13 protein-coding genes are annotated in these 15223 nt (G+C 73.1%); 6 read left to right on the top strand and 7 right to left on the bottom strand.

The window, feature by feature from the left end:
* Nucleotides 1–621 precede the first annotated feature (621 nt).
* Both ACZ518_RS29820 and ACZ518_RS29815 read right to left on the bottom strand, forming a co-directional pair.
* A complete protein-coding gene (locus ACZ518_RS29820; RefSeq protein ID WP_469116119.1) occupies nt 622–1362 on the bottom strand; it encodes a VOC family protein in 741 nt (246 codons plus the stop codon).
* A 3-nt stretch (nt 1363–1365) separates the two neighbouring features.
* On the bottom strand, nt 1366–1902 hold the full coding sequence (locus ACZ518_RS29815) for a GNAT family N-acetyltransferase (RefSeq protein WP_469116118.1): 537 nt from the start codon (nt 1900–1902) through the stop codon (nt 1366–1368).
* Between the two features lie 58 nt (nt 1903–1960).
* On the opposite strand from ACZ518_RS29815, the gene ACZ518_RS29810 reads away from it, so the two are divergent.
* The 6 genes from ACZ518_RS29810 to ACZ518_RS29785 all read left to right on the top strand — a co-directional run bounded on the left by ACZ518_RS29810 (nt 1961) and on the right by ACZ518_RS29785 (nt 9024).
* Nucleotides 1961–2494, top strand: coding sequence for an NUDIX hydrolase (locus ACZ518_RS29810; protein ID WP_469116117.1), 534 nt, complete (start codon nt 1961–1963; stop codon nt 2492–2494).
* Between the two features lie 609 nt (nt 2495–3103).
* Complete coding sequence (locus tag ACZ518_RS29805; RefSeq protein ID WP_469116116.1) at nt 3104–3691, top strand: pyridoxamine 5'-phosphate oxidase family protein; 588 nt, start codon at nt 3104–3106, stop codon at nt 3689–3691.
* Nucleotides 3692–3942: 251 nt separating this feature from the next.
* Nucleotides 3943–6888: an alpha/beta hydrolase gene (locus ACZ518_RS29800; protein ID WP_469116115.1), complete on the top strand. Its 2946-nt coding sequence runs from the start codon at nt 3943–3945 to the stop codon at nt 6886–6888.
* A 121-nt stretch (nt 6889–7009) separates the two neighbouring features.
* Nucleotides 7010–7201 carry a hypothetical protein gene (locus tag ACZ518_RS29795; RefSeq protein ID WP_007265721.1) on the top strand — a complete coding sequence of 64 codons (192 nt, stop codon included), beginning with the start codon at nt 7010–7012 and terminating at the stop codon, nt 7199–7201.
* 123 nt (nt 7202–7324) lie between these two features.
* Entirely contained in the window at nt 7325–8089 is a 765-nt protein-coding gene (locus tag ACZ518_RS29790; RefSeq protein WP_469116114.1) for a 2OG-Fe(II)-dependent halogenase WelO5 family protein, read from the top strand.
* Between the two features lie 95 nt (nt 8090–8184).
* Nucleotides 8185–9024 carry a PhzF family phenazine biosynthesis protein gene (locus ACZ518_RS29785; RefSeq protein ID WP_469116113.1) on the top strand — a complete coding sequence of 280 codons (840 nt, stop codon included), beginning with the start codon at nt 8185–8187 and terminating at the stop codon, nt 9022–9024.
* Nucleotides 9025–9494: 470 nt separating this feature from the next.
* Here ACZ518_RS29785 and ACZ518_RS29780 read toward each other — a convergent pair whose 3' ends face one another.
* The 5 genes from ACZ518_RS29780 to mpaP all read right to left on the bottom strand — a co-directional run bounded on the left by ACZ518_RS29780 (nt 9495) and on the right by mpaP (nt 15222).
* Nucleotides 9495–9965: a RidA family protein gene (locus ACZ518_RS29780; RefSeq protein ID WP_469116112.1), complete on the bottom strand. Its 471-nt coding sequence runs from the start codon at nt 9963–9965 to the stop codon at nt 9495–9497.
* A gap of 101 nt (nt 9966–10066) precedes the next feature.
* Entirely contained in the window at nt 10067–10654 is a 588-nt protein-coding gene (locus tag ACZ518_RS29775; RefSeq protein WP_469116111.1) for a hypothetical protein, read from the bottom strand.
* A 26-nt stretch (nt 10655–10680) separates the two neighbouring features.
* Nucleotides 10681–10941, bottom strand: coding sequence for a hypothetical protein (locus ACZ518_RS29770; RefSeq protein WP_469116110.1), 261 nt, complete (start codon nt 10939–10941; stop codon nt 10681–10683).
* Between the two features lie 17 nt (nt 10942–10958).
* Entirely contained in the window at nt 10959–13490 is a 2532-nt protein-coding gene (gene lanKC / locus ACZ518_RS29765) for a class III lanthionine synthetase LanKC (RefSeq protein WP_469116109.1), read from the bottom strand.
* A gap of 49 nt (nt 13491–13539) precedes the next feature.
* Nucleotides 13540–15222 (bottom strand): daptide biosynthesis intramembrane metalloprotease, encoded by a 1683-nt coding sequence (gene mpaP, locus ACZ518_RS29760; protein ID WP_469116108.1) that lies wholly within the window; start codon nt 15220–15222, stop codon nt 13540–13542.
* Between the last annotated feature and the right edge of the window lies 1 nt (nt 15223).

Genomic DNA, 15223 nt, shown 5'->3' with positions numbered 1-15223 from the left:
TTCCCGGCAGTCCCATCGTCCTTCCGGGGCGGGCCGGTCCCTCAAGGGCGCTCCCTTCGGTCGCGTCGCTACGCGATGGCCTTCGGCCACCCTTGACCGACCGTCCCGCCCCGGAAAGCCGAAAGACTGACGGGAAGCCCCCAAAAGAACGGTCACGGGGCAGGAGGGGAGGGGCAGCCGTGTCAGCGATGAGGCGAGGGGCCGGGCGTCGGCCGGCAGGGCATCCGGGCCCGTGGATGCCGGATTCGGGGCCGGGGACGCGACTATGCGCACGAGAGGTTGATCAGAGCGACCTGCGGCGCCTCCAGGCGCGCCAGATCGCTACGCGCTCCTGTCGTCTTGGCGGCCGACGGCCGTCCGGGGCTGATACCCGCACCAGAGGTTGATCAGAGCAGCCCAGGGAGCTGTTGGGCGCGTGAGATCGCTACGCGCCTCTCCCGTCTCGGCGTCCGGCGACCGCCCGGGGCTGATACCCGCACCGGAGGACGAACAGGGCGGCCGAGGACGCGCATGGGCGCGTCTGATCGCTACGCGCTCCCCTGACCTCGGCGGCCGGCGGCCGTCCGGGGCTGATACCTGCACCACATGCCGATCAGGGCCGGCCGGGGGTGCTGCTCAAGGTCAGCGGGGGGTGAGGAGGCAGAACTCGTTGCCTTCCGGGTCGGCCAGGACCGTCCAGTGGATCGCGGACTGGTCGATGCCGGGGTCGGTGGCGCCCAGGGTGCGCAGGCGGGCTGCTTCTGCTGCCGGGTCGTCACCGCGGTAGGGGGCGACGTCGAGGTGGACGCGGTTCCAGCCGCTCTTGACGTCGGGGGTGCGGATGAACTCCAGGTAGGGGCCGACGCCCTTGGCGGAGCGCAGCGACGCCTGGTCGTCGGTGACCTCGTGCACCGTCCAGTCCGTCGCCTGGCCCCAGAACCGGGCCATCTCCCGCGGGTCGGTGCAGTCGACCACCACTGCGGCGATCGGCCCGGTGTCCCGGTAGATCGGACGGGGGTCCAGGACGCAGAACTCGTTGCCCTCCGGGTCGGCCATGACCGTCCATGGGACGTCGTCGCCCTGACCCACGTCGGCGAGCGTGGCGCCGAGATCCTTCAAGCGTGCGACCAGCTCCGCCTGATGGGCGGTCGAGGTGGTGGCCAGATCGAGGTGCACCCGGTTCTTCACCGTCTTGGGTTCCGGGCGGGCGATGATGTCGACACAGACGGCCGCGGGGTCGGGGTAGGCGAAACCGACCGGTTCGAGGTTGGTGACCCCGGGTCCCTCACTGTCGACGCCCCAGCCGAGCGCCTCCGCCCAGAACCGCCCGAGCGCGGAGTCGTCGTGGGCCTTCATGTTGATCTGTACGAGTCTCGTTGGCATGCCTCAGACCCTCCCGTTCCAGTCCTTGGCGAGGAGGCCGAGGAGCACCTCGTCGAGGAACTCCCCCAGCACCCATGCCGAGGAGCGCAGCACGCCTTCGCGGACGAAGCCGTTGCGCTCGGCGGCGCGCAGCATCGCCTCGTTGTCGGCCAGCGTCTCGATCTGCATGCGGTGGAAGCCGCGTACGACGAAACCGTAGTGGCACAGGGTCGCGACGACATCGGTCCCGTAACCCTTGCCGCGTGCGGCCGGCAGCAGTCCCACCCCGATGTGCGCGGACCGGCTGTGGGTGTCGATGCCCCAGAAGGTGGCCTCGCCGACGAGCGTGCCGCCTTCCAGTTCCACCACGGAGAACTGGACGCTGCTCTCCTTCGTGTCGTCCACGACGAGCCGGGGGTCCTTCGAGCCGGGGGTCATCGGCTTCCACGGCCCGCTGTCGGACCGCGAGCCGTTGACGACGTCGTTGTACAACTCGGTCCGCAGGGTCGGGATGTCGTCCTCGTGCCGGGCCCTGAGCCCGACCTTGCCGCCTGTAAGCATGCGAGCTTCCTACCGGGCCGTGCTGACCGGCGGCAATCGAATAAGCGATGCTGGACGCATGCAGTGGAAGATCCACGGAGAGCGTCCGATCTACGAGAACCAGTGGCTCGACCTCTGGTTCGCGGACGTGGAGACTCCTGACGGAAGCCGCTTCGACCACCACGTGGTCAAGCTGCGGAACCTGGCCGTGGCCGCCGTGGTCAACGAACGGCGCGAGGTCCTGATGATGTGGCGCCACCGCTTCATCACCGACACCTGGGCGTGGGAACTCCCGATGGGCCTCATCGAGGCGGGCGAGACCCCCGCCGAGGCCGCCGCCCGCGAGGTCCTCGAAGAGACGGGCTGGCGTCCCGCACCGATGAAGCCGCTCGTCTACGCCGAGCCTGCGGCCGGCATCACGGACTCCCAGCACCACCTGTTCCGCGCGGACGGCGCCACGTACGTGGGCCCGCCGACCGAGAAGAACGAGTCCGACCGCATCGAGTGGATCCCCCTGACGGACATCCGGGGCATGATCGACCGCCGCGAGATCGTCAGCAGCGGCTGCCTGGTCCCCCTGCTCTACGTCCTCATGGACGAGGGCATCCGCTGACCACTCCGTCGGTCCTCCGGTGCGGGTATCAGCCCCGGACGGTCGCCGGACGCCGAGACGACAGGAGCGCGTAGCGATCTGTCGCGCCCACGCGCTTCCCACAGCGCTCTGATCGACCTCCGGTGCGGGTATCAGCCCCGGACGGTCGCCGGACGCCGAGATAAGAGGAGCGCGTAGCGATTTGCTGCGCCTGGGGGCGCCGCAGGTCGCTCTGATCAGCCTCTCGTGCGCATTGCCGCACCTCGGCCCGGAATCTCGGCTCTTGAGGGGCCGGATGCCCGGCCGGCCGACGCCCGGCCCCGCCGCCTCACTGCTGAGAGGCCCGTCCCTCTCCCTTGGACCGTGACCGTTCTTTTGGGGGCTTCCCGGCAGTCTTTCGGCTTTCCGGGGCGGGCCGGTCGGTCAAGGGTGGCCGAAGGCCATCGCGTAGCGACGCGACCGAAGGGAGCGCCCTTGAGGGACCGGCCCGACACGGAAGGACGATGGGACTGACGGGAAACCCCCAAACCAGCTGTGAGACCGCCCCGGCAGGACCCCGCTCACCCACCCCCGGCCCCGCACCCGCCCCACCCCCAGCCCGGGCGGGCAGCCACCGCATAATCCTTGGACATGGGAAAGACTTACGAACGCATCGACGGACGCCTGCGCACCTTCATAGAGCAGCAGCCGGTCTTCTTCACCGCCACCGCCCCGCTGGCCGGGGACGGCACGGTCAACCTCTCCCCCAAGGGCCTCAAGGGTTCCTTCGCCGTGCTCGACGAACAGCGGGTCGCCTACCTCGACTTCGCCGGGAGCACCGCCGAGACCGTCGCGCACCTGCGGGAGAACGGCCGGATCACGGTGATGTGGTGCGCCTTCCAGGGTCCGCCCAACATCGTCCGGGTGCACGGGCGCGGCGAGCCCGTGTTCCGTGACGACCCGCGCTTCAAGGAGCTGCTCGCGCACTTCCCCGACATCGACCCCGCCCAGCACGGCCTGCGCGCGATCATCGTCGTGACGGCCGAGCTCGTCCGCGACTCCTGCGGGTACGGGGTGCCGTTCATGTCGTACGACGAGGACCGCGACCTGCACGGTCGCCGCTTCGCGCGCGAGGACGACGCCTCGCTGAGCGAGTACTTCGCGAAGAAGGAGCACATCGCGCAGAGCATCGACGGCCTGCCCGGTCTGCCCCTGCCCCTCCCGCCCGGCGGCTTCTGAGGGGCCGCCCCCCACGCGCCCCAGCCGTGCCGGGCGCCCCCTTCCGGGGCGCTCGCGCCGCCCGGGTTCGCGCTCGGCGCGCCCCCGCGCGCGACCGGCGCGCCTGTTGCGCGCCGGGTGTAAGGGTGTCTTGTTATGGATCCTGCGGTCGCCCCGCATGCATCATTGACGCGGGTAGTTCTTCATCTAAGTTTTCATCTGCGACCGAAATCCTTCTGCTTCAACCCACATTCTGGCTGCGGAGGTTCGCGATGGCGGTACGGACACGCGTCCACCTCGTGCTGGTGCACGGCCTGTTCTCCTCCGCCAAGGTGTGGACGGCCTTCCACACGCTCCTCACCACCGACCCCGAGCTGGCCGACTGGGTCAGCGTCCACCTCTTCGAGTACGACTCCCCGCTCGTCCGCCTGCGGCCCGACCGGCGGGTCGCGGAGACCGACGACGTCGCCGACCAGCTCGGCACCTTCCTGGAGACCGAGCTCGCCGAGGCCGACCGGATCGTGCTGGTCACGCACAGCCAGGGCGGGCTGGTCGTACAGCGGTTCCTGGCACGGAAGTTGTGGAACGCAGAGGGCCGGGAGCTGTCCCGCATCAAGCACTTCACGATGTTCGCCTGCCCCAACACCGGGTCCGGGTTCTTCCTCACCGTCCGCAAGTGGCTCAAGATCTGGAGCAACCCCCAGGAGAAGCAGCTGCGCCCCTTCGACCGGGCCGTGACGGAGGCGCAGCGCACCGTCCTCAGCGCCGTCGTGCACGGGCGGGCGTACGGGGACCAGGAGTGCCCCATACCGGTGCGCGCGTACGGGGGTTCCGGCGACGAGATCGTGCCGCCCGTCGTCGCGCGCGGGGTGTTCCCCAAGGGCGGGGTGGTCACCGCCGACCACTTCTCCATCGTGCAGCCCGCCGACCGTGCCGCCGCCCCCTACAAGGCGGTCCGTGCCGCGCTGCTGGAGGCGGCGCACGGGCCCGCGGAGGGGCCGGCGGACGGGGGCGGGATGCTCGCGCCGCGCTCCCCCGCCGAGGCGGCCGGGCGGCCCTCGCTGCCGCCGCCCGCGGCCGGGGAGCTGGATCTGGCGCCGTTCCCGCCGCCGCCGTACGGGCCGCTGGAGGAGGGCAAGCTGAAGGGGCAGGAGCGGCTGAGCCTGGTCGCCTCGCTGCTGTCGGAGCAGGCCCGCCAGCAGGTGCACGTACTGTCCGGGCTGGGCGGGTCGGGCAAGAGCCGGCTGGCGCTGGAGGTCGCCGACCGGGCGCAGCGGGCCGGGCACCGGGTGTGGTGGGTGTCGATGCCGGAGCTGAGCCTGCGCATGCGGATGATCGCCCGGGACCTGGGGGCCCCGTCGATCACGGTGGAGCGGGCCTGGCTGCTGGGCACGGCCATGGACCTGGTGTGGACGCTGCTGAACGCGTGCCCGGACCCCTGGGTGCTGATCTTCGACAACGCGGACGACCCCGAGCGTCTCGGCCCTCCCGAGGGCCCGGTCGCTGACGGCTCCGGCTGGCTGCGGCGCCCGCAGAACGAGAACGGCACGGTGCTGGTCACCAGCCGGGTGCGCCGCCAGCAGACCTGGGGCGAGACGAGCGCCGTCCACCACGTGGTCCCGCTCGGCGAGGAGGACGGGGCGTCCATGCTGCTGGAGCGGACGGGCGGCCTGGGCGGTACGAACGAGCAGGCGCGCCGGCTGTCGCAGGAGCTGGGCGGGCTGCCGCTGGCGCTGCGGCACGCCGCAGACGTGATCAAGGCGGTCAGCGACAGCCGGATCTCCCTGGACAGCGACATCCAGGACTTCGAGACCTTCGGCCGGGCGGTCGCCGCGCGGGTCGACGCCGCCCCGGGCCAGGCGGGCCCGGACCTGAGCGAGCTGCTGGGCCGGGAGATCGTGGAGAAGGTCTGCGGGATCGCCATGGACCTGCTGAGCAGCCAGGAGCGGGCGCAGGCGGCGACCCTGCTGAAGGTGTTCGCCTGCCTGAGCATCGCCCCGGTCCCCTACCGCTGCCTGCTCGGCGATCCGCCGCTCTCGCAGTCCCCGCTCTTCCCGGGGATCACCCCGGCGCGCACCTACGCGGCGCTCGCGGGCCTGGAGGAGTTCGGGCTGGTGGACTTCTACGAGCGCGAGGGCGTCGCCGAGCGCGACCTGGCCCACGTACTGACCCTGCACCCGGTGGTGCACGGGGTGCTGCGCGAGGACCGGGAGGTGCGGGACCGGCCCGCGGACTACTACGGGCTGGCGGTGCGGATGGTGCTCCAGGCCACCCTCCAGCGCAATCCCGACCATCCGGCGAACTGGCCGCTGTGGGCGGCGCTGGCCCCGCACGCGCTGGAGGTGGCCCGGGCCTGCCTGCTGGGGGAGCTGAAGCTGTCGGACCGCACGGTGCGCACGGATGCGCTGGAGCTGGCGCGGCTGACCGCCCGCTACCTGATAGCGACGGGGCTGCTGGGGCCGGCGCACGACCTGGTGATTCCGATGGTGGAGCGCTGCTCCTCCTTCGGCTTCGACGTCGACGACCGGGAGATCCTGGGGCTGCGGCACGAGCAGGGCCGCATCCATCTGGACCGGGAGCAGCTGCCGGAGGCCGAGCAGCTGCTGGCGCGGGTGGTGCTGGCGCGTACCCGGATCCTGGGGGAGAACCACGCCGACACCCTGGCCAGCCGGCACAAGCTGGCCCGCGCGATCAACGAGCAGGAGGGGCGGGCGGCGGAGGCCGAGAAGATGCTGCGCTCCATCGTGGAGGCGGAGAACGAGGTGCGCGGCCCGGAGCACTACGACACCCTGGTGGTGCGCCACACCCTGGCCCGGGCGATGCGGGCGATGGGCCGGGACGCGGAGGCGGAGGCGGAGGCCTGGCAGATCCGGGACATCAGCCGGCGCAACCACTGGCCGCCGTCGACGCCGGAGATCCTGCGGGTGCGCGAGACGCTGGCGCACGCGCTGCTGGGGCAGGGCCGGGCGCAGGAGGCGGAGCAGGTGATCCGGGAGGCACTGCGGGACGCAGCTCAGCCCCCGGACTCGAACATGGTGATGCGCTTCCGGTACACCTTCGTGCTGGTGCTCATGGGGATCGTGGGGCGTACGCCCGAAGCGGTGAACGAGTTGGAGGCCCTGGTGCGCGACCTTGACCGGATGGTGTCTCCGGAGCATCCGCTGTCGGTGCAGGCCAGGGCGCTGCTGGAGAAGACCCTGCGGGAGATGCCGGGCTGAAACCCCCTTCTTTTCATACGAGTTGGACGGAACTCCAACGGCCGGTGCGGGCTTGCGCGTAGCCTGGCGTTGCCTCACCCTGTGTGACGCGTCCCACACCGAAAAGCGCGGAGGTCCGCCGATGACTGCTGTCCCCACCGATACGAACGACGACCAGTCCCTCAGATGGGGCGCTCCGGGGAGTGACCTGGAGCAGATGCAGGCGGAGGTCGGCCGGCGGATCGCGATGGAAGCGCTGGAGGCCGGACGGCAAGCACTGGAGCTCGACGCCAAGACGGCGTTTCGCGCGACCAGCGGGACGCATCCCGGATAGGTGCCATCGGTTTCTGTTGTCTTTCCGACGCCGGGGGGCGATCGAATGACGTCAGGGCAATCCTCAGGGCGAACCACTCAGAGTGCGTTACCGGCCCCACCGCACGATCCCTTCTTCCGCGCCGTGACCGCGCCGGCGTTCACCCACGAGCTGCTCGCCGGGCTGGCCGCCGGGCGGTACGCGGCGGTCCGGGTCCCTTCCTTCCTGCCGCGCGAGCGGTGTGACGAGGTGCTCGGCGCGCTGCGGCAGCAGGTGTTCGACTCGTACGGGAAGGCCCGCGTCGATCCGCCGGTGATGCGGTTCGGGGTGGGCGTCAGCGACCACATGGCGGACGGGGGCGTCGCCGACTCCTACTGGAAGGCGCTGCAGGGGCACCACGAGGCCTGGCAGGGCCTGGGCCTGTCGTTCGATCCGTTCCGTACCTCCCGGGAGGCACTCGCCGCGGCCTGGCCGGGCGGGGTGGCGGTGGGCCGCCGGGGCGGCGTGGAGATGGGCGACGGGGTGGCCCGGGAGCCGAACCAGGGGTTCCAGGTCCATTTCGACGATGCGCTGCGCGAGTACGACGGGGACCTGCTCGACGAGCCGCTGATCGGGCAGTTCGCGTTCAACCTGTACCTCAGCGTGCCGCCCGAGGGCGGTGAGACGGTGCTGTGGAGGCACCGCTGGCGGCCCGAGGACGAGGCGCACCGGCTGTCGGCCCGGTACGGGTTCGACGAGGCGGTGGTGGCGGGTGCCGAGTCGATCGAGCTCGCTCCGGAGGTCGGCGAGGCGCTGCTGATCGATCCGCGGTTCTTCCACGCGGTCCGGCCCAGTCGCGGGGACCGCAGGATCGCGCTGGGGTTCGCGGTGGGGCTCGGTACGTCCGGGCAGCTGCTCACCTGGGCGTGACGGGTACGGGCGCTGCGGGCCCGGCCCGGGAATCGTCAACTTCCGTACGCTGGACGTGTTTTGACGATCCGTGACGGGACCGCTACGTTCGGGCGATGGACCTCTTGCGCTACGTGGCCTTCAGCACCGACCCGCTGGGCGGGAACCCGGCGGGTGTGGTGCTGGACGCCACCGGCATCGACGAGGCGACGATGGCCGCGGTCGCGGCGGACGTCGGCTACTCGGAAACGGCCTTCGCCGTGCCCCGCCAGGACGGGGCGCTGGACATCCGCTACTTCAGCCCGCAGACCGAGGTGCCGTTCTGCGGGCACGCCACCATCGCGACCGCCGTGGCGTACGCCCAGCGGCACGGGGTGGGGGACCTGCTGCTGCACACGCAGGCGGGCCAGGTCCCGGTGACGACCTCGGCCGGCCCGGACGGCGGCGTCGTCGCGACGCTGGTGAGCGTGGAGCCGCGTACGGAGCCCATCGCGGACGCCGATCTGGCGGAGCTGCTGGCGGCACTGCGCTGGTCGGCGGACGACCTCGATCCGGCGCTGCCGCCGCGGACCGCGTACGCGGGGGCCTGGCATCCGGTGATCGCGGCGGCGAGCCGGGAGAGGCTCGCCGACCTGGACTACGACATGCCGGCGCTCAGCGAGCTGATGGCGCGCCGCGGCTGGACCACGATCACCCTGGTCCAGCGGGAGTCGGCGGACGTCTTCCACGCCCGCAACCCGTTCCCGCCGGGCGGGGTGGTCGAGGACCCGGCGACCGGTGCGGCCGCGGCGGCCTTCGGCGGGTACCTGCGGAGCCTGGGCCTGGTCGAGCTGCCGGCCGTACTGACCGTCCACCAGGGCGTCGACATGGGCCGGCCGAGCCTGATCACGGTGGGCGTCCCGGCGGACCCCTCGGCCGGCATCGAGGTGACGGGCACGGCGGTCCCGATCGCCTAGGCCCTGGCCGGGCGGTTTCCGGATACCGGCGCGCCGGGGCCGGAGCGTGCTGCCCTGACGGCCGGGGGTTGCGGTGCCGTCCTGCGGAGCCGACCGGCCCGGTCGGGTCGGCCCGGCGGAGGGCGGACCGGGGGCGGGACACGCCCGGCGTCCGAACCCGGCCCCGAGCGGGCCGGGTTCGGGCAGGGCCGGACGGGCCAGGTTCGGGCAGGGCTGGGCGGCCCGGGTTCAGACAGGCCCGGGCAGACCCGGGTTCAGGCAGGGCCGGACGGGCCGGGGCCCGGATCGGTCTGGTGGCCGGGCGGCTTTCGGCGGCGGCCCGCGGGTTCCGACCGGCCGGTCCGGGCCGGTCGGGGCCCGGACTCGCCCCGCGGCCGGCGAGCCCGGGGTCCCGCTCAGCCCCGACGGCGGGCCGGGGCGCCTTCGGGCCCGACGCCCGCCCCGGCCCGCGGCCCCTGCCGGGGTCGGCGTCAGGGCCGGTCGGAGACCTCCAGGACGATCTCGATCTCCACCGGGGCGTCCAGCGGGAGGATGTCCATCCCCACCGCGCTGCGCGCGTGGCGGCCCGCTTCGCCGAAGACCTCCACCAGCAGCTCGCTCGCCCCGTCGACCACCCCCGCCTGGCGGGTGAAGCCGGGCGCGGAGGAGACGTATCCGACGACCTTCACCACCCGCACCACGGACTCCAGCGGGGCGACCGAGTCGGCGGCGGCCAGTGCCGCCAGTGCGCACTGGCGGCTCAGCTCCCTGGCCCGCTGCGGGGAGACCTCGGCGCCGACCTTGCCGGTCAGGGTCAGCTCCCCGCCCGTCAGCGGGATCTGACCGGCGACGAAGACGTGGATGCCGCTGCGAACGGCGGGTACGTAGGCCCCCTTGGGGGCGCTCACCTCCGGCAGCCGTAATCCGAGCTCGGCTAGCCTTTCGCGGACGTCAACGCTCATGGCACCCCCTGGTGGCCTCGACCTGACTCCCCATCGTCCCACCGCACGGCCCCTCTTGGGGCGGGCTCCGCCCTTGTGGCCCCGGCCCGGGCGGCGGTCTGCTACCAGTCCAGCCGGTCCAGCGGGCGGCCGTCGGGAGCGATGCGCAGGTCGTGGTGGCCGTGGTCGAGGTCGATGATGCGGATGTGGTCCGGATCGGGCCAGTTCGCTTCGAGTACGCCCTTGGTGAAGTCGAACTCCGGGTCGAGCCGGTACTCGGCGACCGGCCAGCGGCGGGCCGTCGGGAAGGTCCCCGCGTCGACGTGGATCCGCCAGACCGGGTCGGTCAGCGCCGAGGTCTGCTCCACGACCAGCCGCCGGGGGAAGCCGTCCGGCGCGGGGACGTCCCACTCCAGCATCGGCATCGGGTCGGTGACCACCGCGTACGCGGGAACGGCGAGCGCCCCGAGGACCACCGCCCCGGCCAGCCCCGCCCCGGCCGCCCTGCGCACCTCCGGCCGGCGCGCACGCAGCAGGGCGGCCCCCGCGAGCGCGAGGACCGCCAGGCCGGCCAGGAGTACGGGGTGGTTCAGTTCGGCCAGCAGGGCCGGGCCGCCGGGGTGTTCGTACAGCGGGGCGGCGACCGCGGTGGCGGCGGCGGCCCCGGCGAGGGCCACCAGCCCCCACCCGGCGGCTCTGAGCGTGTCCATGACCCCGCACCCTAACCGCGGGATCCTCACGCCGGCGCGTTGGCCCAGCTCCAGCCCCGCAGGCCAGGGTCGGCCAGGGTGCCGGCGAAGGTGGCGTGCGCCGCCTCCTCGGTGGTGCCGGGCGGCGGGGTCAGCCGCAGGGACACCGTCCCGCCGGGGAACTCGGGCGCGTAGCCCCAGCCCGCCGGCAGTAACGAGATCAGCCGCACGGCCGCCAGCTCCGGCGCCCCGCCCTCGGGCCCGCGGCCGTCGGGGGCGACGACGAAGTGGTACGTGGCGCTGCGCATCGGGCTCTCCTGACAGGTCATCGGGGGCCCGGCGCGAGGAACGGCAGACCGGAGCCAGCATCGCCCAGCGCGGCCTCCACCGCGAGGAGTACACCGGCCGAACCCGTCGCCAGGTCGGCGGACAGGCGCAGCGTGTGGTCGCCGAAGAAGGCGAGGTGGCCGTCGCAGCGCACCGCGTGCCAGCCGAGGGCGTCCAGGTGGCGCCGGACGGCCCGGTCGGTGGCGGCGGATCCGTCGTGCAGGTGGCGCAGGGCCAGCAGGGCGCCGGCCCGGCCGTGGAAGAGCCCGGCGTTGAGCATGAAGGACGGGCCGGCCTGCTCGCGCAGCGCGTCCCGGGCCCGGGTGAACTCCGGCTCGGGCAGCAGGCGCGCCGCCTCGTGGAGCACCATGGCCAGGCCCGCACCGCCGAAGGCCAGGAACGGCACCTTCCAGGCGGCGTCCTCGGAGCCGGCCGGGTCACCGTCCCCGGACCAGCCCGCCTCCGCGAGGTCGCGGCGCAGCAACTCGCCCGCCACGTGCAGGCACTTGGGCTCGCCGGTGGCTTCGTGCAGCCGGAGCATCAGCAGCGCCCCGCCCGACGCGCCCCGCAGCAGCCCGGGCCGGGGGCGGCCGACCCCGCCCGACGCCTGGTCGGCGATGAGCGCGGCGATCCGGGCGGCCTCGTCGGTGTCACCGAAGTGGAGGTGGGTCAGGCCGATGCCGGCGAGCCCCCCGAAGAGGCTGTGGTCGACGTCCTCCAGCGGGGCCCGGCGGACCCGCTCCAGGACGGCGGCGGCCTCGTCGCTGCGGCCGAGCCGGTCCAGGGCGTAGGCGACGCCGCTGAGCCCGTCGTGGAAACCGGGGCCCATGTCCGCGGCGCGGGCGGTGGCGTCCGTCAGCCAGGACACGTGCTCGTCGGCGGGGGCGTGCCCCAGCTCGGCGAGCGTCCACAGCACGCCGGCGGCGCCGTAGGCGAAGGTGGCTCCGCCGCCCGGTACCGAGAACTGCTCGACGTCGCCGGGGAAGAGCCGGTCCTCGCGCTGCGGGGTGGCACTGGCCAGCAGGTCCTCGGCGAGGGCGGTGCGCAGCGCGGGCCAGCTGCCGGCGGTGGGCGCGGTCCACAGGGGCGCCGGGGCGGGGTCCGGGAGCTGCCCGGGGTGCGGGTCGGGGCCGAGGTCGGCCAGGACCTGCCCGGCGAAGCCGTCGGGGACCGGGAAGTGCTCGGTGACCAGGCCGATCAGCTGGTCGACCTTGGCCCGGGACCAGGTGGCCATGACCGTCAGCGGCAGGAACACGCCGATCCGGATGCAGCCGAGGGCGTACCGGTCGACGGCGGTGCCCTTGTAGCTGGCGGGGGCTCGGAAGCCGGGGGCGCCGATGGCCTGGGCGGATTCCGATGCGGCGGGGGTGGCGGTCTCCAGGTCGATGAAGGAGATCGTGTCGTCGGGCCGGACCAGGATGTTGTTGGGGTGCAGGTCGCCGAAGACGACGCCCTTGGCGTGCATGGCCTCGACGCCCCGCTCCACCTGGTCGACGATCTTCAGCGCCCACTCGGCGTACGCGGCGTACGCGCCTTCGGTGCGGTCGTCGTTGACGAGCGGGTTGCGGCTGAGGAGCTCACGGGCGAGGGGCTTGCCGTCGACGTATTCGCGGGCCAGGAACCAGTGCTCGTTGCCCTTGCGGTGGTCGACGACCGGCGGGATGCAGTCCAGTCCGGCGAGCTTGTCCAGCGCCCAGTGCTCGCGCTGGAGGCGGGCCACCGCGTCGGCGCCCTCCTCGTCGAGGCCGGCCAGCGGGCGGGCCTCCTTCAGCAGGACCGTGCCGCCGTCGCGGGTGTCGGTGGCCTGGTAGACGCCGCCGCCGTTGGAGAAGTGCAGGGCCTTGGTGGCGCGGAACGGGAAGTCCTGGAGGGTGGCCGCGTTGCGGGCGGCGAGGGCCTCGCCGAGGAAGGCGGGCAGTTCCACCCAGGACGGCGGCCGGAAGGACGGGCCGCGCACGTCGGGCACCAGCCGGCCCTCGGGGTCCTCGATGCAGTGCACGAGCTCGCCGGTCTCGGAGCGGCCGAGCCGGGAGACGAAGCCGCCGTAGCGGACGTACAGCGGGCCGGAGCGCCAGCGCAGGTCGCTGAGGATGGTGGGGCCGCTCTCCCCGTCGAGGAGGTCGCCGAGTCCGCGCAGGATCCGCTCCAGCTGGGCCTCGTCGCCGGGGTAGACGGTGAAGAACTTGCCGCTGCTGCCGCGGTCGCCGTACTTGCTGTTGCGCATCTTGAGGATGCCGGCGCTGCGGATGAACTTGAAGGTGACCCGCTCGGCGACGCAGAAGTCCCAGACCAGGCCGAGGACGCGGTCGGCGTTCTCCAGGGTGGCCGACACGTGGATCTTCCAGCCCTGGCCGGGGAGCACGGTGTCGGGCGGGGTCATCAGCAGCCAGTGCGTGTTGTCGTTGCGCGTCCAGCCCTCGGGGAGGGGGCCGGTCACCGCCGGGAAGACGCTGGCGTCGGCGGCGGCGGTGGCCGGTACGTCGTAGAACGGATTGCCGGGCTGGCAGTAGTTCATGTAGCGGAGGTCCATGGTGCACTCCGTTCGTGACAGGAGGGACAGGAGGGATGGGGAGGGACGGCTACCGGCGCCAGAGCGGGGCGACGTACTTCACGTACAGCCACTCGCCCAGCGGGAGTTCGCCGAGGTCGACCTGCGCCGCTCCGACGCGGTCGGCGGGGGCCCGGCCGACGGTCAGCGGGAGGCTGACGACGGGCATGCGCACCGGGGTGGCGGCCACCGGGAAGAAGGCCGACATGGGCGCGGTGGTCTCGGTGCGGGCCGTCGCGGCGACGCACGCGGTGCCGGTCTGCTCGCGGGTCATCAGTCCGGCCCGGTAGAAGCGGACCGCGGAGTCCGGGCGGACGGAGGACAGGTCCGCGGTGTTCGGCAGGACCAGCTCGGTGCGGCCGCCGTCGTGGGCGACGTATCCGGCGGCGACGGTGTACGGCGCCTTGACGAGGACCAGCGCGGCTCCGGCGGCCCCGGTGAGGAGCACGGCCGCGGCGATGACGCGCCACAGCGGGGCGCCGGCGGTGCGGCCCTCGGTGGTGAGCTTGGCGAAGCCGAGGCCGAGGCGGTAGACGAGGTAGCAGACGACCATCAGGACGGTGCTGGTGCCGACGGCGCCGAGCCGCTGGAGCAGGTCGGACCACAGGGTCAGGGCGCCGGCGATGACGTAGAGGGGGAAGGCCATGCAGGCCAGCCCGAAGGCGACCGCCCAGCGGCGGCCGGCCAGTTCGCGTTCGTAGCCGCGGCCGCCGAAGAGGGTCCTGGCGAGGAAGCGGCGGGCGTCGGTCATGGCCCGGTCGCGCAGGTGCGGGACGTCGAGGTGGCTCATCAGGGCGATGTAGCCGTCGAGCTTCACGAAGGGCAGCAGGTTGACGACGCCGCTGGTGTAGGTGGCGACGGCGAAGACGAGGACCGCGTCGCGCAGGTCCGAGGGGCCCAGGAACAGGGCGCTCAGGGCGGCGGCCCCGGCGATCACGGTCTGCGTGGCGATGCCGGCGAGGGCGACCCGGACGCGCTGTTCCTTGCGGGAGAGCCGCCAGCCGTCGGAGACGTCGCAGAAGAACGCGGGCGACATGTAGAAGAGCATGAAGCCCATCCGGCTGGGCCGGCCGCCGTAGTACGTGAGGACCGCGCCGTGGCCGACCTCGTGGACGGCGGTGGTGGCGAGGACGCCGATCATCACGCCGAAGTAGGCGTAGAAGGGGAGCGGCCGGCCGAGGGCGGCGTCGACCTCGGGGGCGAGGAGCGCGAGGGCGAGGACCCCGCCGAGGACGAACAGGGCGGCGACGGCGGCCGCGGTGCGCCCGGCGAGGAGGCGGATCACGGGCGCGAGGCGGGCGAGGAGCCGCTCGGGGTGCAGCACCGTGAACTGGAGGGTCATCGGCGGGACGAAGCGGAACCAGGTGCTTCGGCGTTCGGCGGGCTTGCCGTCGTCGAGGACCTTGGAGTCGGCGAGCTTGTGCACGGCGGTCCCGACGTGCTGCGCGGTCCACGGCGGGCCGAGGACCTCGGCGAGGCCGGTGTGGTCGAGGGAGCCGTCCATGGCCCGAACCAGGCGCGCCATGTCGGGCTGGAGGCGGAAGTGCTGGTGGTTGCCGCGCTGGAGGACCCAGGGGGCGCCGCTCTCGATGGGCTCGTGGATCTCCACGTTCGCGGCGATGCGGGGTCGTTCCAGGAGCGCGGGGTCCCAGTCGTCCGCGGCGGAGGCGGCCGGCTTGGTGGCCGCCTTCCGGATGAGCGTCTTGGTGGACATG

The organism is Streptomyces sp. NPDC033966 (genome assembly GCF_055575955.1).
Note: the sequence above shows the minus strand (reverse complement) of the source record. Positions and strands in the feature narration are given on the sequence as shown.

Excerpts from the sequence above, each read along its gene's own strand:
- ACZ518_RS29820 (WP_469116119.1), bottom strand. The coding sequence starts at position 1,362 with ATGCCAACGAGACTCGTACAGATCAACATGAAGGCCCACGACGACTCC.
- ACZ518_RS29815 (WP_469116118.1), bottom strand. The coding sequence starts at position 1,902 with ATGCTTACAGGCGGCAAGGTCGGGCTCAGGGCCCGGCACGAGGACGAC.
- ACZ518_RS29810 (WP_469116117.1), top strand. The coding sequence starts at position 1,961 with ATGCAGTGGAAGATCCACGGAGAGCGTCCGATCTACGAGAACCAGTGG.
- ACZ518_RS29805 (WP_469116116.1), top strand. The coding sequence starts at position 3,104 with ATGGGAAAGACTTACGAACGCATCGACGGACGCCTGCGCACCTTCATA.
- ACZ518_RS29800 (WP_469116115.1), top strand. The coding sequence starts at position 3,943 with ATGGCGGTACGGACACGCGTCCACCTCGTGCTGGTGCACGGCCTGTTC.
- ACZ518_RS29795 (WP_007265721.1), top strand. The coding sequence starts at position 7,010 with ATGACTGCTGTCCCCACCGATACGAACGACGACCAGTCCCTCAGATGG.
- ACZ518_RS29785 (WP_469116113.1), top strand. The coding sequence starts at position 8,185 with ATGGACCTCTTGCGCTACGTGGCCTTCAGCACCGACCCGCTGGGCGGG.
- ACZ518_RS29780 (WP_469116112.1), bottom strand. The coding sequence starts at position 9,965 with ATGAGCGTTGACGTCCGCGAAAGGCTAGCCGAGCTCGGATTACGGCTG.
- ACZ518_RS29775 (WP_469116111.1), bottom strand. The coding sequence starts at position 10,654 with ATGGACACGCTCAGAGCCGCCGGGTGGGGGCTGGTGGCCCTCGCCGGG.
- ACZ518_RS29770 (WP_469116110.1), bottom strand. The coding sequence starts at position 10,941 with ATGCGCAGCGCCACGTACCACTTCGTCGTCGCCCCCGACGGCCGCGGG.
- lanKC (WP_469116109.1), bottom strand. The coding sequence starts at position 13,490 with ATGGACCTCCGCTACATGAACTACTGCCAGCCCGGCAATCCGTTCTAC.
- mpaP (WP_469116108.1), bottom strand. The coding sequence starts at position 15,222 with ATGTCCACCAAGACGCTCATCCGGAAGGCGGCCACCAAGCCGGCCGCC.